Raw genomic sequence first — 21,037 nt, 5'->3', positions numbered from 1 at the left:
CCAATGATGCCGCCCGATCATACCACGATGGCTCGCAGATCGTCTGACCAGCATGACACTCCGCAGCCGTCTCGTTCCGGGCGCGCCAATTTTCCCCAAATCGTTGGAAAAACTGTAGAAAAACGGTCCGGCAAACCGTCTTGCTACACAGTCCTGCTACACGATCAGCACGATGATCCGGCCCTAACTGTCGGAAATCGTTCGCGGAAACGACAATCTGGCTCGAAGGCTGGCGTAGCAAGCCGTCGTATGGTTAAAGGCGACCCGAGTTAGTCAAGCTAACGCGGCCCGATCGCCGTAGATCACGCGGTCGAGGCGCAGTGTTAGGTTCGTGATAAATTCGGTGCAGTCATTTGCATATTTCGGCTGCATTTGTCGGACCGTTCCGCCGGATTCATAATCGCCTTCGTGAGCAATCTGGTTCCGCCGCTTAACGTAACTGGCAAGCCGACGCTTGATCTCATCGGCAGTTGTTCCTGGTCCCGGCCATAGAGCGGCGACCTCCTCGAAAATTCCGGCGCTGCCGATCAAGCTATACGCGGCAATGATCTTCTCGGGAGCTTGGTAGGATAGGAACTGGAGGCTCTGATCGCGCAGCCGGGTGGCGAGCACAGTGGGTGTATTTGGGCTGGAGAGGACTGGGTAGGCCGACTTGAAGTTGTTTCCGCTTTTGATCGGGAGAAGATCGGCCATCGCGTTTGCTAAGGCGTCCGGTATATCCGCTGCGGCTAACGCCAGGGGAATGCGCTCCTCCAAGACAGCGTGAATATAGGCGTCCATTGCTGAAATGGCTGCCACCACTGCTGATCTGGGCATCCATAGCAAATCTTGGTTGGCCGCGTTCAACTTGCCGCGCCTCCCAAGGCCTCGCGCGGAGCGAAGCTCCACGTACATCGCCGTAAGTTGCCGTGCAGCGGCGATGCTCCGTTCAAAGTCGCTGATCGTTGTCATTGGGTTGTGATTGCCTACCCTGGAATTAAGTGCACATCCGTAATAACCCGCTGCCGCATGTAAAGCGATGGGGGGGGGCGTCGCCGCCCTTTCGGCTTTAGCGGTTCAGGGATTTCAGGACTTAACCAAGTGCAGAATGGCAAGATCAAGATCGGGATATCGCACCCTGCTGATAGCCTCTAACAAGGTACCGATCTTGTAGCCGCTCCCATAGGCATCAGACACCGAAGCTGATCCACCAGCGCCGCTCGGACGGGACCAACCGCCCAGAGCCAGAGCGATGTCACGATCGACACGGGCTTCCCGCAGGGCGTCGCGGAAGACGTGTCTGAAACTGTGGAAGCAGGTTTTCCTGCTGCTCGCTCCCGCCTTGGCGCAAAACCGCGCGAACCATGCTGAGAACGTCGCTGATCGATATCCCGTCGCGCCAAGGGAGACTTCTGCGAACAGCTTCGTTTCGCCAGCTTTTGCGCGCTGCGCGACGAACTCCATGAAACCAAGCGCAAGAAGTTCAGGATGAATAGGGATCAAGCGCTCGCTCGATGCGGTCTTGAGTCGCTTGTCAGTGTCCGGCGTGGTCGCCATCGCAGTGATGGTGAAGCACGCTACTCCTTCGACCATCCTGATGTCGGCAACATCGAGTTGGCATGCTTCGTTGAGGCGCAGGCCTGCAAACAAGCTGATCAGTGGTATCCAAAAGCGCGCATTACGAGGCCGATTCGATCCTGGTCGTGCGTAGCCATGCCCATCGTCTTGGCAGCCGACGTAGAGCGGCGCCGAGAAAATCGCTTGTAGCTGCTGCGTAGTGAACGGCTCGCGCTTGTCGCGCCGTTGGGTCGGATCAGGCACCTTCAGTCCAGCGGCCGGGTTGCGGTCGATCAGTTCTTCCTTGATCGCCCAATTGAGCACGCCGCACAGCTTATTGACGTAGGTATTGATGTTCGCTGCACTGATTAGGTCGGTCAGGCCGTTTGCCTTGGCACGTTCGGCAACATCGACCGGGCTCATGTCTGGAAATCGCTTCGAGGCGTTGCGCGGCAGCCAACGCAAGGTCTCGATGAAGGCCCTACATCGAGCGCGGTTTATTGAATGGATCGGAGTCTCGTCGCCGAAGACCGCCAATGCCAATCGACGGGTCGTCTCGTAAGCCAATCTCGTTCGGGGCGACCAATCGTGGGTTGGGTCGCTCATATATGCGTCATAGACCTGTCGGAACGATGGTCGTGGCGCAGCAGACTCGGCGGGAGGAGGCACCTCAATGATGAGAGGGACCGACGGTGTCTTCAGAAGCAGATTGGAATCGAGAGAAAAGCCGATCCGCTGTCGAGCCATCTCGAACTCGTGCTCGATGGTGGCCGCGACCTGATGCGAGCGGCGCTGGGCCGTGGTGAGGCTGTCGGTCTCCAACGATCGCCAGATTTCTCGTCGCCCAACGGTCGCCACCAATGATGCGGGGACGCGTCGCCGGAAATAATAGCGCTTACCCCGCAGAACGACGCCATGCGTTCGAATGTGGGGTGGGTTTGTGTAGCAGCCAGATTGTCGTTTCCGCGAACGATTTCCGACAGTTAGGGCCGGATCATCGTGCTGATCGTGTAGCAGGACTGTGTAGCAAGACGGTTTGCCGGACCGTTTTTCTACAGTTTTTCCAACGATTTGGGGAAAATTGGCGCGCCCGGAACGATTCGAACGTCCGACCCTCAGATTCGTAGTCTGATGCTCTATCCAGCTGAGCTACGGGCGCGCTGTGAGGGGGGCATCTAGTCGGGGATCGCGTCGGACGCAACCCCGTTGCGCAGATTTTATCGCGGGCCTAGAGCTTGGCCATGAAAAGCCGCCTTTTCCATGCCTTTCCAGCCCTCCGCATGGGGCTCGCCGGTGTTGCGGGCCTTGCCGGCCTCGTGGGGCTCGCGGGCCTGACCGGCTGCGCCGATACGCGGACCGGCTATCCTTCGCTCGTGCCGCGCCCGATCGAGCGCGAGGTGATGCAGGCGGAGGCGGTGCCTCCCGCGCCGCCGGCCACGCCCGCGCCGCCGGCGCCATCGGCCGACATCGCCCAGATCATCGCCGGCGCGCGCAGCGCCGACGCGGCCTTCCGCGCCGAGGTCGAGAAGGCGCGCGCCGCGATCGAGGCGGGCCGCTCCGCGCCCGAGGGCAGCGAGGCCTGGGTCGCCGGGCAGCAGGCCTACAGCAATGCCGACATCGCCCGCCTTCCCGTCGCCGACGCGATGGCGGAGCTCGACCGGCGCCGCGAGGCGGCGATCGAGGCCGGCGATTCGGCCAGCGAAGCCGCTATCGCCGAGGCGCAGGGGCAGCTCCAGGAGCTTCAGGAGGCCGAACGCGCCCTGCTGACGGCGCTGCTCCCCGCCTGATTCCCCCGCCGATTCCCAAGGTTTCCGGAAATGACCCACGACCTGCCTGCGCCGCCCGTCGCGGCCCGCCGCCCGCACAGCTACAGCCGCCACGGCCACCGTGTCGAAGATCCCTGGGCCTGGCTCAAGGACCCGAAATACCCGACCGTCGACGATCCCGACATCCTCGCCTATCTGCGCGAGGAGAACGCCTATTTCGAAGCGGCGATGCGGCCGCACGCGGCGCTGGTCGAGACCCTGTTCGCCGAGATGAAGGGCCGCCTCAAGGAGGACGACGCCAGCGTTCCCCAGAAGGACGGCAACTGGCTCTACTGGTGGGCTTACAAGCCGGGCGGCCAATATCGTCTCTGGTATCGCAAGCCGGCCGATGGCGCAGATGCTAGAGAGACGGTGATCCTCGACGAACCGGCCGAGGCCGCGTCGGTCGATTATTTCCGGCTGCAGGTGCTGAGCGTCAGCCCCGACGGCAGGCTCGCCGCCTGGTCGGCCGATCGCAGTGGCGCCGAACGGTTCGAGCTGCGCATCCGCGACCTCGCCACCGGACAGGACGTCGAGACGGTCACGACGGTCGCCAACGGCGCGGTCGCCTGGGGCAATGACTCGCGCAGCCTGGTCTACACCGAGGTCAACGACAATTGGCGCACCTATCGCGCGCGGTTCCACATCCTCGGCACCGACCCGGCGACCGATCGGACGCTGTACGAGGAGACCGAGGAGCTCGGCTTCAACGTCGGCGTCGGCAAGACCCAGGATGACCGCTGGATCGTCGTCGCCACCGGCGACAACCAGACGAGCGAGGTCCGCCTCGTCCCCGCCGACGATCCGGGCGCCGCGCCGCTGCTGGTCAGCGCGCGGCAGGTGAAGCGCGAATATTCGGTCGACAGCGCGCATGGATCGCTCTGGATCCTGACCAACGACGACCATGTGAACTTTCGCGTGGCGCGCGCCGATCCGGCTGATCCGGGCCGGTGGGAGACGGTGATCGCCGGTTCGGACCGCGTCTATATTCGCGGCCTGACCGCCTTCGCCAGGCACCTGGTGCTGACCGAGCGGGTCGACGGCCTCGATCAGGTCCGTCTGCGCGGCTATGAAGGCGCCGAGCATCGCATCGCCTTTCCCGAGGCGAGCTACACCGCCGGCCTCGGCAGCAATCCCGAATATGATCCGCCCGCCTATCGGCTGAGCTATGCGTCGATGGTCACGCCGCAGACGGTGTTCGACTATGACCCCGCCGCGCGCACCCTGACGACGCTCAAGGTGCAGGAGATCCCGTCGGGCTATGATCCGTCGCTCTACGCGACCGAGCGGCTGATGGTCCCCGCGCGCGACGGCAAGGCGATCCCGGTGTCGGTGGTCTATCGCAAGGGCTTCCCGAAGGACGGGTCGGGCAAGCTCTTCCTCTATGCCTATGGCGCCTATGGCCATGCGATCCCGCCGGGCTTCTCGACCGTGCGGCTGTCGATGATCGATCGCGGCTGGGCCTATGCGATCGCCCATATCCGGGGCGGCGACGATCTCGGCTATGACTGGTATCTGCAAGGCAAGGCCGAACAGCGCTGGAACACCTTCCACGACTTCTCGGATGCGGCGCGCGGGCTGATCGCGGCGGGCTTCACCCGCGCCGGCAACATTGCGATCAACGGCGGCTCCGCGGGCGGCGAACTGATGGGCGTCGTCGCCAACACCGATCCCGAGCTATGGGGGGCGGTGGTCGCCGACGTGCCCTTCGTCGACGTGCTCAACACGATGCAGGACGAAAGCCTGCCGCTGACGCCGGGCGAATGGCCCGAATGGGGCAACCCGATCACCGACAAGGCGGCGTTCGAGCTGATCCGCAGCTACAGCCCCTATGACAATGTCGCGGCGAAACCCTATCCGCCGATGCTGATCACCGGCGGCCTCAACGATCCGCGCGTCACCTATTGGGAGCCCGCCAAATGGGCCGCCCGGCTGCGCGCGACCAAGACCGACGACAATCTGCTGCTGCTCAAGATCAACATGGGCGCGGGGCATGGCGGCAAGTCGGGCCGCTATGAATCGCTGCGCGAGGATGCGGAGGCCTATGCCTTCGTGCTGACGCAGGTCTAGTCCCGACTTGCCCGCAACGCCGCCCCGGCGGCGAAGGGCGCCAGCGCGGTGAGGATCAGGGCGGTGGCGCCGAGCAGCTTGAGCGCGCCCATGCCGTCCGGCCCCAGCGCGCCCGCGCCGAAGATCAGCAGCGGCACCGCGAGCGGCAGCATGACCAGCCCCGCCAGCGCTCCCGCGCCGCGCAGGCCGAGGGTCAGCGCGCTCGTCATCACGCCGAGCGCGGCGAGCGCGGGGGTGCCGACGGCGAGGCCCAGCTCCAATCGGCCGAGCGTCGCGCCGTCGAGCTTGAGCAGCGCGGAGGCGGGCAGGGCGGCGATCATCAGCGGCGGGCCGAAGCCCAGCCAGTGGGCGGCGATCTTGGCGGCGGCGACGCCCTCGTCCGACAGGCCGCGCACCGCATATTGATCGAGCACGCCGCTCTCGGCATCGGGCGCGACCAGCCGGTCGACCGGCAGCAGCGCCGCGAGCAGTGCCGCCATCCACAGCGCGCCGCCACCCACCTTCGCCAGCAGCGCGCCGTCGGGCCCGACCGCGAAGGGGAACAGCGTCGCGACCAGCAGGAAGAAGATCAGCGGCAGCAGCGCCCCGCCGCCCTGATAGGCGAGGCGGACGTCGCGCAGAATGATCGCCGCCCAGGCGCTCATGCGCGCATCCCCAGCGCGATCTCGACCGCGCCGGGCAATGCCAGCGGCTGGTGCGTCGCGACGACGACGATGCCGCCCGCCGCCCGGTGCGCGGCCATCGCTTCGGCGAGCCGGTCGACCGAGGCGGCGTCGAGGCCGTTGCCAGGTTCGTCGAGCAGCCAGATCGCCGCGCGGCCGGCGATCACCCGGGCGATCGCGGCGCGCTTGCGCTGGCCGGTCGAGAACAGGCGGACCGGCACCTGCGCGAGATTGGCGATCGCCATCCGATCGAGCGCGGCGTCGACATCGGTCGGCGAGGCGCCGTCGAGCTTCGCCCAGAAGCCGAGCGCCTGCGCCAGCGGCAGGCGCGGATCGAGCGCGGCGGTCTCTCCGGTGAAGGCGGCCCCGCCCTCGCGCACGACGGCGCCGGCCGAAGCGGGGAGCAGGCCCGCCGCGATCCGCATCAGGCTCGACTTGCCCGCGCCGTTGGGGCCGGTCAGCAGCGCCGCGCCACCGGCCTCCAGCGCGAAGCTCAGCCCCTCGAACAGCAGCCGGTCGCCGCGCAGGCAGGCGACCCGGTCGAACGCCAGCCGTGCGGCCATCAGCCGGCCATCTCCTCGAGCGCGTGCATGTCGGCGTCGGACAGGCCGAAATGATGGCCGATCTCGTGGATCACGACATGCGCGACCAGCGCCTCCAGCGTGACGCCGGTCTCGACCCATTCGTCGAGGATCGCGCGGCGGAACAGGTGGATCATGTCGGGCATCGTCCCCGAATGGTCGACCGACTTCGCGCCGATCGGCAGGCCGGTGTAGAGGCCGGTCAGCTCGAACGGATTCTCGATCCCCATCTCGTCGAGGGTGGCGTCGTCGGCGAATTCCTCGATCTTCAGGACGACGTCGCCCAGGTGGCGGGCGAAGGCGGGCGGCAGCTTCGCGATCGTCGCGCGCGCGATCGCCTCGATCCGGTCGGCGCCGGGCGCCAGGGTTTGACCTTCGCTCATCTTCGGCCGACATAAAGAGCAGAAACGGATCGCGCCAGCGGAGGATGCCATGTCGATCGAACCCCTCACCGACGAGGAGCGCGCCGACGCGCTCGATGCCCTGCCCGACTGGGATTATGATGACGGCCGCGACGCGATCAGCCGCAGCTTCACCTTCCCCGATTTCTCCGCGGCCTTCGCCTTCATGACCCGGGTCGCGCTCTATGCCGAGAAACACGACCATCATCCCGAATGGTCGAACGTCTGGAACCGGGTCGACATCCTGCTGACCACCCATGACGCGGGCGGCCTGTCGCACCGCGACGTCGCGATGGCGGAGGCGATCGAGGCGCTTGCCGAGTAGCGGTCGATCTGCTAATGTTCTCTATTTGTTCTTGACAATTTCGCTGAGATCGTTATGAGCGATGGGCAGCGATAAGGCTGCGGCAATGGGAGAATGCCGTGACCAATTTTTCGAAAAAAATTCCTTTAGCGCGCGATAGCACGCCGGACGAACCGCGTTCCTATTGGGATAGGCTGTTGATGGAAGAGGCTGCCGCTAAGGTGCGGTCGGCAAAGCTGGCAAATTCCGGAAGGCGGCTACCGCAGCCCGACCCGAACACGAAGTTCAAGGTCACTACCATAGCGCCGGCCATTTCGATGAAGCAGGGTGACAGTGGTCGGCAGCTCGGTATTAAACTTGAGAATGGTTACCCGACCTATAGACCGGATGCCGTACAAAAGAGAGTTATCAAAGAATATTTGACGTCACACGGTATGCCGGCAAGTCAGGTAGACAGTCTCAAATTTGTTCCTGGTCTCGATAAAGAGGCAAGTATTCCAACCCGACTTGGTTATCATGGGGGCGGTGGCGCGGTAACCCAAGGGGATACGGTTTATGTTCATCCCGAAGATTTTGTCGATGTCGTGCAGTTCAATTCTCCTACGCCGTTCGAAGAGGCTTATCATTCGGCGCAATTTGAAGCGGATGGAGGGGCCGGATTTTATCGGCCTTATGTGCTAGGGATAGTCGGAGGTATTCTGTCGGGAAAAGGCAATTATCAGGGTATTCCATATGAAGCCTTTGCCCACGGGGCAGCTAACGAAATGTACAAAACCTATGCTAGGTCAAAAGGCAAACAAAAATGAAGACCCTTCGCTGGACCTTGTTTTGGGTATTCGTGCTGGTCTATTTTTCCTATTGGGCGCCGAGTTGTTTTCCGGGCGATCCGCCACCCGGTGTAGATAAAGGACCTCCCAGTTGGGCGTTCTGGTTCTTCTTCCTTGGGTTGCCTTTGCTGGCGGCGATCATACGCCAGTTCGACGAGGATCGTTGAAGGGTTCCATGATCTGCGGGAAGGGAAATCCAATGAGCGCCAGGCGCGCACCGCCGATTTCGCTCATCGGTCTATTGCTGACGGCCTGCAACGAGATCTCTCCCAAATCGGTGACGCTTCATAACCGGTCCGCTGAGCCTTTGTCCGACATTTCAGTCGATTTCGCCGGCGACGTGAAACGGATCGCCAGATTGTCCCCTGGTCAGTTCGTCGGCTTGGCATCTGCGAAGGGGCGCGAAGGGGCGATCTGCGTGACCTTCATGCGAGAGGGTGTGACGCGCAGCTATGGCTTTGCGTATATAACGGCCCATATGCCGAGCGATTGTCGGATGGAGGTGGGCGACCACAGCGTGGAGGTCGCTTGCAATGGAGACCAACAGAGAAGCCTGGAACCGATCGTTGCCAATGGGTGTGGAACTGCTTCTCAAAGAGCTCGGCATTAGCTGTTTTGCTTAGATAGTCAGCCTCGCGACCACCGCGCGAAGATCGCGGTCGGCAGCAAGAGGCCGCGTTCCTCCTCGCGCACCGCCATCTCGCCGACCTCGACGGTGCCGCCAAGATCGGCGGTCGCCTGGCGGAGCAGTTCGCCGATCGCCAGCGCCGACATGCGGATCGCATAGACGGTGAGGACGAGGAACTTCGACCGGTCGTCGAGCAGCGCGCGGCAATCGGCGATCAGGCCGGGCAGGCCCTCCTCCAGTCGCCAGGTCTCGCCATTGGGGCCGCGCCCGAACTTGGGTGGATCGAGGAAGATGCCGTCATAGCGCCGCCCGCGCCGCACCTCGCGCGCGCTGAACTTGGCGGCGTCGTCGACCATCCAGCGGATCGGGCGGTCGGCCATGTCGGACAGGAAGGCGTTGGCCTTGGCCGCCTCGACCGACTTCTTCGACGCGTCGACATGGGTCATCCGCGCGCCTTTGGCTGCGAGCGCGAGGGTGCCGACGCCGGTATAGCCGAACAGGTTCATCACCTCGTCGCCCTCGGCGGTCCGGTCGCGCATCCACGCCCATTGCGGCGCCATGTCGGGGAAGAAGGCGAGGTGGCGGAAGGGGGTGTTCTGCGCGGTGAAGCGCACCTCCTCCCAACGCAGGTGCCAGCCGCCGCGCGGCACGTCGCGCGACAGGTGCCACTGGCCACCGCCATCCTCGTCCGACGCGCCGATGAAGTCGCCGTCCGCCTCCCAGTTGGGCGAGGCGGGCGCCCACATCGCCTGCGGCTCGGGCCGGATGAAACGGAAGCGGCCATAGCGTTCGAGCTTCCGGCCATGGCCGGAATCAACCAAGCCGTAATCGGCCCAGGGCTCGGCGATCAGGGTGGTGAGGTTCATGATCTTTCGCTCAGCCCTGGTCCGTCATTCCAGCGAAAGCTGGAATCTTCCTGCCTTCTTCCTGTCGCTGGAAAGAAGTGAGATCCCAGCTTCCGCTGGGATGACGCTTATGGGAAGGCGCGTCCCGGTTCACGCCGCCGCCTTGAGCGAGGGGCCCACCGTCGCCAGCGTCTCGGGCCCTTCGAGCAGCCGGGCGCCGGCGGCGCGGACCTCGTCGAGGGTGCAGGCGTCGATCCGGGCGACGATCGTCGCGGGATCGATCGGCGCGCCGTGGACCAGCGTCTGGAAGCCGAGCCGGTCGGCGCGGCCCTGGACCGATTCGAGTGCCATCAGGATGGTGGCGCGAATCTGCGCCTTGGCGCGCTCGAGCTCGACCGGGGTGAGCGTCGCCGCTACGTCGCGGAGCAGCGCGCGCGACAGGTCGGTCGCGTTCTGTGCCTCGCGCCGCGCGGTGGCGAGATAGACGGTCAGCATGCCGGTGTCGCGCCAGGCGGCGACCGAGGTGCCGACTGAATAGGCCAGGCCGCGTTCCTCGCGGATCGACTGGAACAGCCGCGACGAACTGCCTTCGCCCGCCGCCTGGCTGAACAGCAGCAGCGGATAATAGGACGGGTCGAAATAGCTGACGCCTTCGTAGCCGAACAGGATGTGCGCCGATTCCAGCCGGCGGCGCTCGACGAAGGTGCCGCCGCGATAGGCGGCCAGCTCGGCGACCGGGCGCGGGGCCGGCTCCATGTCGCCGAAGCCCTCCTCCGCCAGCGCGACCAGCCGGTCGACGTCGATCTTGCCCGCCGCCGCCAGCACCATGTTCTCGGGCCGGTAATGCTTGCGCGTCCAGGCGCGGAGATCGTCGACCCCGATCGCGGCGATCGTCTCCTCGCCGCCCAGCACCGGACGGCCGAAGGCCTGCCCCGGCCAGGCTGTCGAATGGAAATGATCGTTGATGATGTCGTCGGGCAGGTCGCGCGCCTCGCCCAATTCCTGCAGCACCACATCCTTCTCGCGGGCCAGGTCGCCGGCGTCGAAATGCGGCTTGCGGATCAGGTCGCCGATCAGCTCGATGCCGAGGTCGAGATGTTCGGCGAGCAGCCGCGCCTGGAACGCCGTCTGGTCGCGCGAGGTGTAGGCGTTGAGATAGCCGCCGACATTCTCGACCGCTTCCGAAATCGCCCGCGCGCTGCGCCCGCCCGCACCCTTGAACACCATATGCTCGAACAGATGGGCGAGGCCATTGGTCCGCGCCTCCTCGTGCCGGGCGCCGCAGTCGACATGGAGGCCGATCGCGATCGTCTCGACTCCCGCCATCGGATCGGCGGCGATCGTGAAGCCGTTCGCCAGCCGGTGGAGGTGCGGGCCGGACATGGGCGTCAGGCGGCCGTCGCGGCCTGTTCGGCGACGAAGCCTTCGATCGCGCCGATCTCGGCGGGGAGGACGGCATAGCGCTCCTGCCGCTCGAACAGTTCGCCGATCCGGGCCGGCAGGGTCGGGCGGGTGCCGGTGGCTCGCTCGACCGCATCGCCGAACTTGGCGGGATGCGCGGTGGCGAGGGTGACGATCGGGATCGAAGGATCGAGGTCGCTGTCCTGCGCGGCGGCAAGGCCGATCGCGCTGTGCGGATCGATCGTCTCGACCGCGCGGTCATGGGCCCAGCGCATCGCCATCTGCATGCGGTCGGCGTCGATCCGCGCGCTCGAGAAGAGACCGGCGGCCTCGGCCCGCATCGCGGCGGGGATATCGAGCCGCTTGTTCGTCTCGAACCCCTTCATCGTCGTCGCCAGCGCAGCGCCGTCGCGGCCGTGCAGGTCGAACAGCAGCCGTTCGAAATTGGAGCTGACCTGGATGTCCATCGACGGCGCCGCGGTCGGCGTCACCGTGCCGACCGAATAGTCGCCGGCGGACAGCGCGCGGTGGAGGATGTCGTTGACGTTGGTGGCGACGATCAGCCGCGCGACCGGCAGGCCCATCTTCGCGGCGACATAGCCCGCGAACACGTCCCCGAAATTGCCGGTCGGGACCGAGAAGGCGACCGGGCGGTCCGGCGCGCCGAGGCGGACGGCGGCGTAGAAATAATAGACCACCTGCGCCATCAGCCGGGCCCAGTTGATCGAATTGACCGCCGACAGGTTGAAGCGGCCGGCGAAGTCGGCATCGGCGAACATGGCCTTCACCAACGCCTGGGCGTCGTCGAAGCTGCCTTCGATCGCGATGTTGTGGACGTTAGGAGCCAGCACCGTCGTCATCTGGCGACGCTGCACCTCGGACACGCGGCCCTTGGGGTGGAGCATGAAGATGTCGACCTTGGCGCGGCCGGCGAGTGCATCGATCGCGGCCGAGCCGGTATCGCCGCTGGTCGCGCCGATCACGGTCAGGTGGGTGTCGCGCTTCGCCAGGAAGCGCTCGAACAGCAGGCCGAGAAGCTGAAGCGCCACGTCCTTGAAGGCGAGCGTCGGGCCGTGGAACAGCTCCATCAGCCACTGGCGATGGTCGAGCTGCTTGAGCGGCACCACCGCGGCATGGGCGAAGCGGCCATAGGCGGCCTCGCACAGCGCGGCGAGCTCGGCATCGTCGAGCGCGCCGGCGACGAACGGCTTCATCACCGCGACGGCGGTGTCGACATAGGACAGGCCGCGCAGCGCCGCGATCTCGGCGGTCGAGAAGACCGGCCATTGTTCGGGCACATAGAGGCCGCCGTCCGACGCGAGTCCCGCGAGCGTGACGTCTTCGAATCCGAGGCGCGGGGCCGAACCCCTGGTGCTGACATACTGCATGACCGGCGGCCCTTAGCGGCGAAGGGCCGCAGCGGCAAGCGCATCGGCCTTCGCGCGGTTTTGGCCGGGTGAGGGGAGCGGCCGTGTTCCGTCGCTTCCCGTTACGACGGGAACCGCCGTGATGCCCCGACGTTGCCGAGATAAAATTGCTCTATCTTCCATAACTTATGTCAATCCGAAGGATCATCCGATGTCGATCCACAAGATGGTTGCCGCGCATCCCGACGTGGCAGGTGACCCCAACGAAGTGCTGGCAACCGCCGCGCGCCATGCGATGTTCTGTGCGGAACTCTGCACCAGTTGCGCCGATGCCTGTGTCGCCGAGCCCGACGACATGCGCCAATGTGTGCGGAGCTGCCTCGACTGCGCCGATGTCTGCGAGGCGACGGCGCGCGTCGCGGTGCGGCGGACGGGGCGAAATATCGAGGTACTGCAGGCGATGCTCGAGACCTGCGTTCGGACCTGCGAGCTATGCGCCGAGGAATGCGCTCGTCATGACATGGAACATTGCCGGCTGTCGGCGAAGATGTGCCGCGAATGCGCGGCGGATTGCCGCGCCGCGCTGCCGACGGTTCACTGACCGGCGGCGGCGCGCTGGTCGATCCAGATCGCAGCCTGGCGCGGGTCGTCGGCGGCAGGCCGCTCGCGCTCGTGGCGGGGCAACGCGTCGATCGTGTCGAACCAGCCTATCCGGCTCTCGCGCCAGATGTGGAAAGCGGGCGGCAGCCAGGTGGGATCGTCGAGCGTCGCCATGGTGAAATCGATCAGCTCCGGGGCATGGTCGACCCGCATGGCGAGCGAGCTGCCGCAGTCGGGGCAGAACCAGCGTTCACCTACGTCGGAGGATCGATACCGGATCGGATCGCCTTTTTCGACGCGGAAATCCGCCAGCGGCACCGAAGCGAAAGCCATCACCGGCGCGCCGGCGAAGCGCTGGCACATCCGGCAATGGCAATAGCCGGGGTCGAATGGCGCGCTCGCCAGCCGGTAACGGATCTTGCCGCACAGGCAGCCGCCCGTCCGTGAACCGTCGCCCCCCGTCATCGGCCACTGCCGTCATGGTCCGACCGGGTCGGGATGCGCGGCTGCACCTTGTCGCCCTTGGTGGCGCGGGTGCGCTCGGGATCGGCGCCACGCGCGGTCTTTGCCTCGTCGCGCGAGCCGATCTCGGCGGCGAGACCGCCGCCCGAGCTGCCCGATTGCGAGGGTGTCGGAGGACCGTCGTGAAGATCATGGTCGCTGCCGTCATGGCCGGCAGCGAAATGCGCCTTGTCCATCATTTCTCTCCCACAGGACCAGCATCGAACGAGCACGACCCGTGCGAGGCTCCGGCCGCTGATGTGAGCGGTTGGATTTTCCCGATGGGCGCCGATAGGAAGAGGGAATGATGACCGAAACCCGGGATGAAGCGATGATGCCCGCCGACCTTGGCCAACGCTTCGAGGCGGCATGGAACGCGCATGACATGGATGCGTTCGGCCGGCTGTTCCACGCCGATGCCACCTTCGTGAACCGCTTCGGCACCTATTGGCGTGGCGTCGACCAGATCGTTGCCGGCCATGCGGCCATCCACGCGTCGATCTACAGCGATTCGACGCTGGAAATCGATGCGCCCGACGTCGATCCGATCTCCGACGATGTGGCGATCCTGCATTTCTGGTCGCGCCTCAACGCCGGTGCCGCCCATCCGGCGGGGCCGCATCCGGTCGACACGCTGATCATGGCGGTGGCGACGCGCCGCGCTGGTGAATGGCGGATCCAGGCACTGGAGAATGTGACGCTGGTCAATCCGCGCACGGGGGAGACGATATTGCGCCGCTGAGCCTGTCGGGCCTACCGCAGCGCGATCAGCCCGGCGTCGGTCGGCGTGAAGCCGCAGGCGTCGAGATAGAAGGGCCGCAGGTGCGGGTCGAAATCGACGTGCAGCCATTCGCAGCCGGTGTGCTTCGCTTGGGCGACCGCTTCATCGATCAGCGCCTTCGCCATTCCCTGTCGCCGGAATGCCGCCGCGACCATAGTGTCGAGGACGAAGGCGTGGACGCCGCCGTCCTAGGCGACATTGACGAAGCCAATCAGTACGCCTCCGCGGCGCAGGCACACCCAGCCGAGGCTGAAGCGGTTGACCTGCGACCACCAGTCGTCGTCGAGCAGCCGGTGGTCGAAGCATTCGGCGTGAAGCGCGTTGACCTCGTCATTGGTGAACGCGCCGCGCCATTCGATGAGGTTCGGGGAGGGTTCCATGGGCGCGGTTAGACCGGTCGCGCTGACCCACGTCAATGGCCGCGCCGGGCTGCTCGCGGCGGCCCCACGACGAAGCGTTTGACGAGGATCGGCGCACATCACTATATGCGCTCTCCGACAGGCGGCCGGGAGGGCCGCCTTTTTGCGTTTCGGAGTTCGTTCGACCGATTTGGAAGGAAAGGGAGTTTTCGCCATGACCATCACCCCGCTCATGCCGGTTTATCCGCGGTGCGGCGTGCGTCCGGTGCGAGGCGAAGGCTGCTATCTGATCGGCGAGCGTGGCGAACGCTATCTGGACTTCGCCAGCGGCATCGCGGTCAACATCCTCGGCCATGGCCATCCCGAGCTGGTCAAGGCCATCGCTGACCAGGCGGCGACGCTGATGCACACGTCGAACCTCTACGGCAGCCCGCAGGGCGAGGCCTTCGCCCAGAAGCTGGTCGACAAGACCTTCGCCGACACGGTGTTCTTCACCAATTCGGGCGCCGAGGCGGTCGAGTGCGCGATCAAGACCGCACGCCGCTACCATTATGCGAATGGTCATCCGGAGCGGACCAAGATCATCAGCTTCTCGAACGCCTTCCACGGGCGGACGCTGGGCACGATCTCGGCCACCAACCAGCCCAAGATGCGCGACGGTTTCGAGCCGCTGCTGCCGGGCTTCCAGGTAGTGCCGTTCAACGATCTCGAAGCGGCGCGGGCGGCGGTCGACGCCACCACGGCGGGCTTCCTGGTCGAGCCGGTGCAGGGCGAGGGCGGCATGACCCCGTCGAAGCCCGAATTCCTCAGGGGCCTGCGCCAGATCTGCGACGAGCAGGGCCTGCTGCTGATCCTCGACGAGGTGCAGTGCGGCTATTGCCGGACCGGCACCTTCTTCGCGCATGAGCAGTACGGCATCACGCCGGACATCATGGCGGTGGCCAAAGGGATCGCCGGAGGCTTCCCGCTCGGCGCCTGCCTCGCCACCGAGGAAGCGGCCAAAGGCATGGTGTTCGGCACCCATGGCTCGACCTATGGCGGCAATCCGCTCGCCATGGCAGCGGGCGAGGCGGTGTTCAAGGTGGCGGTCAACGACGAGTTCCTCGCCAATGTCCGCGCGATCGGCGACCGGCTGCGCCAGGCGATCGAGCAGCTCATCCCCAACCATGACGGCGTGTTCGACAGCGTCCGCGGCCTCGGCCTGATGATCGGCATCAAGCTGAAGGACGCGGTCGAGGCGCGCGCCTTCGTCGCGCACCTGCGCGACAATCACGGGCTGCTCACGGTGGCGGCGGGCGAGAACGTCGTCCGTGTCCTGCCGCCGCTGGTGATCGACGAGAGCCATATCGCCGAATGCATCGAGAAGCTCTCGGCCGGCGCGCGGACCTACGAGCCTTCGGCATGACCCGGAGCTTCCTGGACCTCGCCGATGCCGGCGCCGCCGGCGTCCGGCTGATGCTCGACGAAGCGGTGGCGCGGAAGAAGGCGCGGGCAGGCCTGCCCAAGGGCGCCGCCGACCGCGACGCGCCGCTCGCCGGCCACACGCTCGCGATGATCTTCGAGAAGAATTCGACGCGGACGCGCGTGTCGTTCGACATGGCGATGCGCCAGCTCGGCGGCACCACGATCGTGATGGATTCGGGCAGCATGCAACTCGGCCGCGGCGAAACGATCGCCGACACCGCGCGCGTGCTCAGCCGCTATGTCGACGCGATCATGATCCGCACCGACGACCACCAGAAGGCGGTCGATCTGGCGAAATATGCCGACGTGCCGGTGATCAACGGGCTGACCGATCGGTCGCATCCCTGCCAGATCATGGCCGACCTGCAGACGATCCTGGAGCATAAGGGGCGCATCGAAGGTCTCGGCTGGGCGTGGCTCGGCGACGGCAACAACGTCCTCCACTCGATCGTCGAGGCGGGCAGCCTGCTCGGCTTCCCGGTGCGGATCGGCTGCCCGGAGGGCTATGATCCCGACGCCGGGATCCTTGCCGAGGCGCGCGCGCGGGGCGGCGGCATCCTGCTGTCGCGGGATCCGGTCGAAGTGGTGCGCGGCGCGGACGTCGTCGTCACCGACACCTGGATCTCGATGGGGCAAGCGCATGCCGAGGAGAAGCTGGCGGCGATGATGCCGTTCCAGGTCGACGAGGCGCGGATGGCGCAGGCCGCGCCGGACGCCGCCTTCCTCCACTGCCTGCCCGCGCATCGTGGCGAGGAGGTGGTCGACGCGGTGATCGACGGGCCGCGCTCGCTGATCTGGGACGAGGCGGAGAACCGCCTCCACGCCCAGAAGGCGGTGCTGCTCTGGTGCCTGGGCAAACTGGGCTGAATCGGAAAGGCGGACGGGCGGACTTGAAATAGCCGCCCGTCATGCTGACCTTGTTTCGGCATCCCGGTCCGAGTCCAGGGTGACGATGGGACATTGAAGTGGCTTCCGAAATCCAGATTCTCGACACCGCCGTCGGCTTCGCCATTCCCGAACGCCATGCCCGCGGCCGGATCGTCCGGCTGGGGCCGGCGCTCGACGCCGTGCTCGGCGCCCACGGCTATCCACCGGTGGTGGAGAAGCTGCTGGCCGAGGCGATCGTCCTTGCCGCGTTGCTCGGTTCCACGCTCAAGCATGACGAGGGTCAGCTGACCCTCCAGGCGCAGGCCGAGGGTGGCGCGATCGAGTTGATGGTCGCCGATTATCGCAATGGCGAGGTGCGCGGCTATATCCGCCACGATCCCTTGCGGCTGGCCGAGATCCCGGCGGATCCCTCGCTGTTCGCGCTGTTCGGGCGCGGTTATCTGGCGATCACCTTCGACCAGGCCGTCACCGGTGAGCGCTATCAGGGCATCGTCCCGCTTGAGGGAGGATCGCTCGCGGAGGCGGCCGAGACCTATTTCAGCCAGTCGGAGCAGTTGCCGAGCCTCGTCCGCCTCGCCAGTCGGCGGCTGCCCGATGGCCGACACGTCGCGGGCGGCCTGCTCGTCCAGCACCTGCCCGAGGGCGAGGAGGGCCGCGACCGCATCCACACCCGCCTCGACCATCCCGAATGGGAGCATGTCCATGCGCTGGCGCAGACGGTGACGGCGGACGAGCTGGCCGATCCTGACCTGCCGATCGAGACGATCCTGTGGCGGCTGTTCAACGAGGACGAGGTCCGCACCTATCCCGGTGTCTCGCTGGCGCGCGGATGCCGCTGCGATCCCGCGCATATCCGCACCGTCATCGCGCGCTTTCCGCCCGACGAGCGAGCCGGGATGGCCGACGAGCAGGGCGAGATTCATGTGGATTGCGAATTCTGCGCCAAACGCTTTTCATTGGCGCTCGATTCGATTTGAGCGGACGGCAGCGAATCGGACGGGCTTTCCCGTTCCTGAAACAAGAACACAGCATTCTTCAGGAATCGGTTTCGCCGGTCTTGATGTATCGACCGTTGGTCGAAGGACGATGGTCTGGCGGCGATGATCGGGGGATCGGGGCGCCTGGACAGGCGTGGGGACGCGTGATGGCTTGGTCGTGGCGGTGCGGCGTGATGGTGCTGATGGCGGGTGCGACGATGCCCGCGGCAATGGCCGATCCGGCTCCACCGGGTGGTTCAGCCGCGCCGATCTCGCTGACTGCGCTCCAGCAGCTCGAGGCGGGCCTGTGGCAGCTCGATGTCAAGGGCCGCGCCCCCCGCCAGATCTGCATCGCCGATCCGGTCGCCCTGGTCCAGGTCGAGCATGACCAGCCCGGCTGCTCGCGCTTCGTGATCGCCAACGGTCCGCGCAGCTCGACGGTCCATTACAGCTGCCAGCGCGCCGGCTGGGGCCGGACGACGGTGCGGGTGGAAACGCCGCGGACCGCCGTGATCCAGACCCAGGGCATCTCCCGCAACGCGCCGTTCGACTATATTGTCGAGGCCCGCCGGATCGGCGCCTGCGGTGGCCAGACGGCCGCTCGCCAGCGCTGACCCCGCTCACCCACGCTTCGCCGAAAGTCGAATCCCCCAGGCGCGCATGCATGTGGCCTGGTTAATGCTTTGTTTAACCCTGCTGGGGTAGATGGGTCGCGTGCCTCCCCCTTTGGGCACACTTTCCTCCCTTAGCAGGCTGTATAGCCTCACTGGGCCGCTCTCGGGCGGCCCTCTTTTTTAGCGTTCCGCCGGGGCCTTCAGCTCGACCACCGAAGTGTCGCCGTTCAGGAAAGGCGGGTCGGGGATCGCGGCGCGTGATTCGTTGAGCAGCATCGACCAGCGGGCCGACAGGTTGCGGAAATAGGGATCGTCTTCCTCGATCCGGCGCCGGATGACGGGGGTCTTGGGATCGGCGCGCATCACCATCAGGTCGAACGGCAGGCCGACCGACAGGTCGGATCGGATCGTCGAGTCGAACGATAGCAGGCCGACCTTCACCGCCTCGTCGAGGGTGCTGTCATAATTCATCGCGCGGTCGAGGATCGGCTTGCCGTACTGGCAGGCGCCGATCTGGAAGAAGGGGCTGTCGCGCTGACATTCGATGAAGTTGCCGGCGTCGTAGATCAGGAACAGCTTGAGCGGCCCGCCGCCGATCCGGCCGCCGAGCAGCAGCGATATGCCCGACGACACGCCCGCCGCGTAGAGCGCGGGCTTGAGCTGGGCGCCGGCGGCCATCACCGCCTCGCCGACCAGCTGCGCCGCCTGGAACATGCTGGGCATGTCCTCGATCCGGCGAGGCCCCTCGTCGGGATTGGTCGCGGGCAGGCCCTCGGCGAGCATGCCGAGGACGAGCTGGGTGACCGACAGGTTGCCGGCGCTCGCCGCGACGACGAGCCGGTTCTCATCCTCGGCCAGGATGTGGAGCTTCCGGTAGGTGGAGATATTGTCGATCCCCGCATTGGTGCGGGTATCGGCGATCATGATCAGCCCCTCACGGAGCATTATCCCGACGCAATAGGTCATGGCGTTCCCCTCGGCCCTCCCCGACCGGCGACGATCATAAAGGATCGGACGCGAATTCCATGCCTGTTTTTCGGGGTGCCCCGGCTCACTTTCGCGCGCGGCAAAAATGGCCTAAGCGCGGGGCATGTCTGACATTGCGAACAAGGAAGGCCGCCGCGCGATCGTGCTGCTGTCCGGCGGCCTCGATTCGATGGTTTCCGGCGGCATCGCGCGCGAGCAGGGCTTCGCGCTCGCCGCGCTGACGATCGACTACAACCAGCGCCATCGGGTCGAGCTCGAAGCGGCGAAGCGGGTCGCGGCGGCGCTCGACGTCGACCGGCACGTCACCCTGCCGCTCAATCTACGCGCCTTCGGCGGCTCGTCGCTGACCGACGACATCGACGTGCCGAAGGACGGGGTGATGCCGGGAATCCCGTCGACCTACGTCCCCGCGCGCAACACCATCTTCCTGTCGCTGGCGCTGGGCTTCGCCGAGGCGACCGGCGCGCGCGACATCTTCCTCGGCGTCAACGCACTCGATTATTCGGGCTATCCCGATTGCCGGCCCGAGTTCATCGCCGCCTTCCAGCATCTCGCCGATCTGGCGACGAAGATGGGCGTGGAGGGGCAGGGCTTCACCATCCACGCGCCGCTCCAGCACATGACCAAGGCCGATATCGCACGGGAGGCGGCGCGGCTCGGCCTCGACGCCGGGATGAGCTGGTCCTGCTACGATCCGACGCAGGACGGCAAGCATTGCGGCCTGTGCGACAGCTGCCGGCTACGCTCCAAGGGCTTCGCCGAGGCCGGGCTCGCCGATCCGACGGTCTACGCCTGATGGGCAGCTATGCCGTGAAGGAGATGTTCCTGACCCTGCAGGGGGAGGGAGCGCAGGTCGGCCGCCGCGCGGTCTTCCTGCGCTTTGCGGGATGCAATCTCTGGAGCGGGCGGGAAGAGGACCGCGCCGACGCGCAATGCCGCTTCTGCGACACCGACTTCGTGGGCCTCGACGGCGACAATGGCGGGCGCTACCCCGATGCCGGCACGCTGGCCGACCGGGCGATCGCGCTATGGGGCGAGCTGCCAGGCGCCTTCATCGTCATGACTGGGGGCGAACCACTGCTTCAGGTCGACGATGCGCTGGTCGCCGCGCTCAAGGCACGCGGGTTCGAGACCGCGGTCGAGACCAACGGCACCCAGCCGGCGCCGGCCGGGATCGACTGGATCTGCGTCAGCCCCAAGGCGGGTACCGACGTCGTCTTGCGCCGGGGCAACGAGCTCAAGCTGGTCTGGCCGCAGCCGGGGATCGATCCGGCGGCGCTGGAGGATTGGGATTTCGAGCATTTCCTGCTCCAGCCGATGGACGGCCCACGGCTCGACGAAGCGCGCGCGGTGGCGATCGCCTATGTGATGGCTCACCCGAAATGGCGGCTGTCGACCCAGACCCACAAGGTGGTGGGGATTCGCTGACATGGTCATCC

26 protein-coding genes, 1 tRNA gene and 1 pseudogene are annotated in these 21,037 nt (G+C 66.0%); 14 read left to right on the top strand and 14 right to left on the bottom strand.

The window, feature by feature from the left end; all coding sequences use genetic code 11:
• Positions 1-273 precede the first annotated feature (273 nt).
• The 3 genes from B5X82_RS09495 to B5X82_RS09485 all read right to left on the bottom strand — a co-directional run bounded on the left by B5X82_RS09495 (position 274) and on the right by B5X82_RS09485 (position 2,695).
• Positions 274-951, bottom strand: a complete 678-nt coding sequence (locus B5X82_RS09495) for a hypothetical protein (RefSeq protein WP_079647888.1) — start codon at positions 949-951, stop codon at positions 274-276.
• A gap of 114 nt (positions 952-1,065) precedes the next feature.
• Positions 1,066-2,442 (bottom strand): DUF6538 domain-containing protein, encoded by a 1,377-nt coding sequence (locus B5X82_RS09490; RefSeq protein ID WP_328588182.1) that lies wholly within the window; start codon positions 2,440-2,442, stop codon positions 1,066-1,068.
• Between the two features lie 176 nt (positions 2,443-2,618).
• Positions 2,619-2,695: transfer RNA gene (locus B5X82_RS09485), tRNA-Arg, on the bottom strand.
• A gap of 82 nt (positions 2,696-2,777) precedes the next feature.
• Between B5X82_RS09485 and B5X82_RS09480 the strand changes: the two genes are divergently transcribed.
• On the top strand, positions 2,778-3,323 hold the full coding sequence (locus B5X82_RS09480) for a hypothetical protein (RefSeq protein ID WP_079647886.1): 546 nt from the start codon (positions 2,778-2,780) through the stop codon (positions 3,321-3,323).
• A 30-nt stretch (positions 3,324-3,353) separates the two neighbouring features.
• Positions 3,354-5,411, top strand: a complete 2,058-nt coding sequence (locus B5X82_RS09475) for a S9 family peptidase (RefSeq protein WP_079647885.1) — start codon at positions 3,354-3,356, stop codon at positions 5,409-5,411.
• On the opposite strand, the gene B5X82_RS09470 is transcribed toward B5X82_RS09475, so the two are convergent.
• From B5X82_RS09470 to B5X82_RS09460, 3 genes are read right to left on the bottom strand one after another with little or no spacing between them, the layout of a single operon-like run.
• Complete coding sequence (locus tag B5X82_RS09470; protein ID WP_079647884.1) at positions 5,408-6,055, bottom strand: heme exporter protein CcmB; 648 nt, start codon at positions 6,053-6,055, stop codon at positions 5,408-5,410. The two genes, B5X82_RS09475 and B5X82_RS09470, sit on opposite strands and share 4 nt — an antisense overlap.
• Positions 6,052-6,636, bottom strand: coding sequence for a heme ABC exporter ATP-binding protein CcmA (gene ccmA / locus B5X82_RS09465; RefSeq protein ID WP_079647883.1), 585 nt, complete (start codon positions 6,634-6,636; stop codon positions 6,052-6,054). The genes B5X82_RS09470 and ccmA overlap by 4 nt, the downstream gene beginning before the upstream one ends.
• Positions 6,636-7,037, bottom strand: a complete 402-nt coding sequence (locus B5X82_RS09460; protein ID WP_079647882.1) for a metallopeptidase family protein — start codon at positions 7,035-7,037, stop codon at positions 6,636-6,638. Before B5X82_RS09460 ends, ccmA begins: the two co-directional genes overlap by 1 nt.
• Before the next feature lie 49 nt (positions 7,038-7,086).
• Between B5X82_RS09460 and B5X82_RS09455 the strand changes: the two genes are divergently transcribed.
• The 4 genes from B5X82_RS09455 to B5X82_RS26315 all read left to right on the top strand — a co-directional run bounded on the left by B5X82_RS09455 (position 7,087) and on the right by B5X82_RS26315 (position 8,796).
• On the top strand, positions 7,087-7,380 hold the full coding sequence (locus tag B5X82_RS09455; protein ID WP_011952261.1) for a 4a-hydroxytetrahydrobiopterin dehydratase: 294 nt from the start codon (positions 7,087-7,089) through the stop codon (positions 7,378-7,380).
• A gap of 98 nt (positions 7,381-7,478) precedes the next feature.
• Positions 7,479-8,165: a hypothetical protein gene (locus tag B5X82_RS26325; protein WP_125724100.1), complete on the top strand. Its 687-nt coding sequence runs from the start codon at positions 7,479-7,481 to the stop codon at positions 8,163-8,165.
• Entirely contained in the window at positions 8,162-8,353 is a 192-nt protein-coding gene (locus B5X82_RS26320) for a hypothetical protein (protein WP_125724101.1), read from the top strand. Before B5X82_RS26325 ends, B5X82_RS26320 begins: the two co-directional genes overlap by 4 nt.
• 32 nt (positions 8,354-8,385) lie before the next feature.
• Complete coding sequence (locus tag B5X82_RS26315; RefSeq protein ID WP_125724102.1) at positions 8,386-8,796, top strand: hypothetical protein; 411 nt, start codon at positions 8,386-8,388, stop codon at positions 8,794-8,796.
• 17 nt (positions 8,797-8,813) lie between these two features.
• Here B5X82_RS26315 and B5X82_RS09445 read toward each other — a convergent pair whose 3' ends face one another.
• The 3 genes from B5X82_RS09445 to thrC form a co-directional block, all read right to left on the bottom strand.
• Positions 8,814-9,680: a class I SAM-dependent methyltransferase gene (locus B5X82_RS09445; RefSeq protein ID WP_079647880.1), complete on the bottom strand. Its 867-nt coding sequence runs from the start codon at positions 9,678-9,680 to the stop codon at positions 8,814-8,816.
• Positions 9,681-9,809: 129 nt separating this feature from the next.
• Positions 9,810-11,042 carry a M16 family metallopeptidase gene (locus B5X82_RS09440; protein WP_079647879.1) on the bottom strand — a complete coding sequence of 411 codons (1,233 nt, stop codon included), beginning with the start codon at positions 11,040-11,042 and terminating at the stop codon, positions 9,810-9,812.
• Between the two features lie 5 nt (positions 11,043-11,047).
• Positions 11,048-12,448: a threonine synthase gene (gene thrC / locus B5X82_RS09435; RefSeq protein ID WP_079647878.1), complete on the bottom strand. Its 1,401-nt coding sequence runs from the start codon at positions 12,446-12,448 to the stop codon at positions 11,048-11,050.
• Positions 12,449-12,638: 190 nt separating this feature from the next.
• Between thrC and B5X82_RS09430 the strand changes: the two genes are divergently transcribed.
• Positions 12,639-13,028: a four-helix bundle copper-binding protein gene (locus B5X82_RS09430; RefSeq protein ID WP_079647877.1), complete on the top strand. Its 390-nt coding sequence runs from the start codon at positions 12,639-12,641 to the stop codon at positions 13,026-13,028.
• On the opposite strand, the gene B5X82_RS09425 is transcribed toward B5X82_RS09430, so the two are convergent.
• Entirely contained in the window at positions 13,022-13,492 is a 471-nt protein-coding gene (locus B5X82_RS09425; protein WP_079647876.1) for a GFA family protein, read from the bottom strand. The two genes, B5X82_RS09430 and B5X82_RS09425, sit on opposite strands and share 7 nt — an antisense overlap.
• Positions 13,489-13,728 carry a hypothetical protein gene (locus B5X82_RS09420; RefSeq protein ID WP_176152513.1) on the bottom strand — a complete coding sequence of 80 codons (240 nt, stop codon included), beginning with the start codon at positions 13,726-13,728 and terminating at the stop codon, positions 13,489-13,491. The genes B5X82_RS09425 and B5X82_RS09420 overlap by 4 nt, the downstream gene beginning before the upstream one ends.
• 104 nt (positions 13,729-13,832) lie before the next feature.
• On the opposite strand from B5X82_RS09420, the gene B5X82_RS09415 reads away from it, so the two are divergent.
• On the top strand, positions 13,833-14,270 hold the full coding sequence (locus B5X82_RS09415; RefSeq protein ID WP_235862645.1) for an SgcJ/EcaC family oxidoreductase: 438 nt from the start codon (positions 13,833-13,835) through the stop codon (positions 14,268-14,270).
• An 11-nt stretch (positions 14,271-14,281) separates the two neighbouring features.
• Here the strand turns inward: B5X82_RS09415 and B5X82_RS26945 are convergent.
• Positions 14,282-14,473, bottom strand: a pseudogene (locus B5X82_RS26945) (GNAT family N-acetyltransferase); the annotation flags it as partial.
• 24 nt (positions 14,474-14,497) lie between these two features.
• Positions 14,498-14,689, bottom strand: a complete 192-nt coding sequence (locus tag B5X82_RS26940) for a hypothetical protein (protein ID WP_217699572.1) — start codon at positions 14,687-14,689, stop codon at positions 14,498-14,500.
• A 193-nt stretch (positions 14,690-14,882) separates the two neighbouring features.
• On the opposite strand from B5X82_RS26940, the gene B5X82_RS09405 reads away from it, so the two are divergent.
• The 4 genes from B5X82_RS09405 (at position 14,883) to B5X82_RS09390 (ending at position 18,611) form a co-directional block, all read left to right on the top strand.
• Positions 14,883-16,073, top strand: coding sequence for an aspartate aminotransferase family protein (locus B5X82_RS09405; RefSeq protein ID WP_079647874.1), 1,191 nt, complete (start codon positions 14,883-14,885; stop codon positions 16,071-16,073).
• A complete protein-coding gene (argF, locus tag B5X82_RS09400) occupies positions 16,070-16,999 on the top strand; it encodes an ornithine carbamoyltransferase (RefSeq protein WP_079647873.1) in 930 nt (309 codons plus the stop codon). The genes B5X82_RS09405 and argF overlap by 4 nt, the downstream gene beginning before the upstream one ends.
• A 98-nt stretch (positions 17,000-17,097) precedes the next feature.
• Positions 17,098-17,997, top strand: coding sequence for an Hsp33 family molecular chaperone HslO (hslO, locus tag B5X82_RS09395; RefSeq protein WP_079647872.1), 900 nt, complete (start codon positions 17,098-17,100; stop codon positions 17,995-17,997).
• A gap of 167 nt (positions 17,998-18,164) precedes the next feature.
• Positions 18,165-18,611: a DUF3617 domain-containing protein gene (locus B5X82_RS09390; protein ID WP_079647871.1), complete on the top strand. Its 447-nt coding sequence runs from the start codon at positions 18,165-18,167 to the stop codon at positions 18,609-18,611.
• 180 nt (positions 18,612-18,791) lie between these two features.
• On the opposite strand, the gene B5X82_RS09385 is transcribed toward B5X82_RS09390, so the two are convergent.
• The gene (locus B5X82_RS09385; protein ID WP_235862644.1) at positions 18,792-19,535 is read right to left on the bottom strand and encodes a peptidase; all 744 of its coding nucleotides are present in this window, start codon (positions 19,533-19,535) and stop codon (positions 18,792-18,794) included.
• Between the two features lie 166 nt (positions 19,536-19,701).
• Here B5X82_RS09385 and queC point away from each other — a divergent pair, with 166 nt between their 5' ends.
• Complete coding sequence (queC, locus tag B5X82_RS09380; RefSeq protein ID WP_079647869.1) at positions 19,702-20,394, top strand: 7-cyano-7-deazaguanine synthase QueC; 693 nt, start codon at positions 19,702-19,704, stop codon at positions 20,392-20,394.
• A complete protein-coding gene (gene queE / locus B5X82_RS09375; RefSeq protein WP_079647868.1) occupies positions 20,394-21,026 on the top strand; it encodes a 7-carboxy-7-deazaguanine synthase in 633 nt (210 codons plus the stop codon). Before queC ends, queE begins: the two co-directional genes overlap by 1 nt.
• Positions 21,027-21,037 lie beyond the last annotated feature (11 nt).

The organism is Rhizorhabdus histidinilytica, from assembly GCF_900167915.1.
Taxonomy (GTDB): domain Bacteria; phylum Pseudomonadota; class Alphaproteobacteria; order Sphingomonadales; family Sphingomonadaceae; genus Rhizorhabdus; species Rhizorhabdus histidinilytica.
Note: the sequence above shows the minus strand (reverse complement) of the source record. Positions and strands in the feature narration are given on the sequence as shown.

What these genes read in the sequence shown, in the direction of transcription:
- B5X82_RS09495 (WP_079647888.1), bottom strand. Translation starts at nt 951, where the DNA reads ATGACAACGATCAGCGACTTTGAACGGAGCATCGCCGCTGCACGGCAA.
- B5X82_RS09480 (WP_079647886.1), top strand. Translation starts at nt 2,778, where the DNA reads ATGAAAAGCCGCCTTTTCCATGCCTTTCCAGCCCTCCGCATGGGGCTC.
- B5X82_RS09475 (WP_079647885.1), top strand. Translation starts at nt 3,354, where the DNA reads ATGACCCACGACCTGCCTGCGCCGCCCGTCGCGGCCCGCCGCCCGCAC.
- B5X82_RS09470 (WP_079647884.1), bottom strand. Translation starts at nt 6,055, where the DNA reads ATGAGCGCCTGGGCGGCGATCATTCTGCGCGACGTCCGCCTCGCCTAT.
- ccmA (WP_079647883.1), bottom strand. Translation starts at nt 6,636, where the DNA reads ATGGCCGCACGGCTGGCGTTCGACCGGGTCGCCTGCCTGCGCGGCGAC.
- B5X82_RS09460 (WP_079647882.1), bottom strand. Translation starts at nt 7,037, where the DNA reads ATGAGCGAAGGTCAAACCCTGGCGCCCGGCGCCGACCGGATCGAGGCG.
- B5X82_RS09455 (WP_011952261.1), top strand. Translation starts at nt 7,087, where the DNA reads ATGTCGATCGAACCCCTCACCGACGAGGAGCGCGCCGACGCGCTCGAT.
- B5X82_RS26320 (WP_125724101.1), top strand. Translation starts at nt 8,162, where the DNA reads ATGAAGACCCTTCGCTGGACCTTGTTTTGGGTATTCGTGCTGGTCTAT.
- B5X82_RS26315 (WP_125724102.1), top strand. Translation starts at nt 8,386, where the DNA reads ATGAGCGCCAGGCGCGCACCGCCGATTTCGCTCATCGGTCTATTGCTG.
- B5X82_RS09445 (WP_079647880.1), bottom strand. Translation starts at nt 9,680, where the DNA reads ATGAACCTCACCACCCTGATCGCCGAGCCCTGGGCCGATTACGGCTTG.
- B5X82_RS09440 (WP_079647879.1), bottom strand. Translation starts at nt 11,042, where the DNA reads ATGTCCGGCCCGCACCTCCACCGGCTGGCGAACGGCTTCACGATCGCC.
- thrC (WP_079647878.1), bottom strand. Translation starts at nt 12,448, where the DNA reads ATGCAGTATGTCAGCACCAGGGGTTCGGCCCCGCGCCTCGGATTCGAA.
- B5X82_RS09430 (WP_079647877.1), top strand. Translation starts at nt 12,639, where the DNA reads ATGTCGATCCACAAGATGGTTGCCGCGCATCCCGACGTGGCAGGTGAC.
- B5X82_RS09425 (WP_079647876.1), bottom strand. Translation starts at nt 13,492, where the DNA reads ATGACGGGGGGCGACGGTTCACGGACGGGCGGCTGCCTGTGCGGCAAG.
- B5X82_RS09420 (WP_176152513.1), bottom strand. Translation starts at nt 13,728, where the DNA reads ATGATGGACAAGGCGCATTTCGCTGCCGGCCATGACGGCAGCGACCAT.
- B5X82_RS09415 (WP_235862645.1), top strand. Translation starts at nt 13,833, where the DNA reads ATGATGACCGAAACCCGGGATGAAGCGATGATGCCCGCCGACCTTGGC.
- B5X82_RS26940 (WP_217699572.1), bottom strand. Translation starts at nt 14,689, where the DNA reads ATGGAACCCTCCCCGAACCTCATCGAATGGCGCGGCGCGTTCACCAAT.
- B5X82_RS09405 (WP_079647874.1), top strand. Translation starts at nt 14,883, where the DNA reads ATGACCATCACCCCGCTCATGCCGGTTTATCCGCGGTGCGGCGTGCGT.
- argF (WP_079647873.1), top strand. Translation starts at nt 16,070, where the DNA reads ATGACCCGGAGCTTCCTGGACCTCGCCGATGCCGGCGCCGCCGGCGTC.
- B5X82_RS09390 (WP_079647871.1), top strand. Translation starts at nt 18,165, where the DNA reads ATGGCTTGGTCGTGGCGGTGCGGCGTGATGGTGCTGATGGCGGGTGCG.
- B5X82_RS09385 (WP_235862644.1), bottom strand. Translation starts at nt 19,535, where the DNA reads ATGATCGCCGATACCCGCACCAATGCGGGGATCGACAATATCTCCACC.
- queC (WP_079647869.1), top strand. Translation starts at nt 19,702, where the DNA reads ATGTCTGACATTGCGAACAAGGAAGGCCGCCGCGCGATCGTGCTGCTG.
- queE (WP_079647868.1), top strand. Translation starts at nt 20,394, where the DNA reads ATGGGCAGCTATGCCGTGAAGGAGATGTTCCTGACCCTGCAGGGGGAG.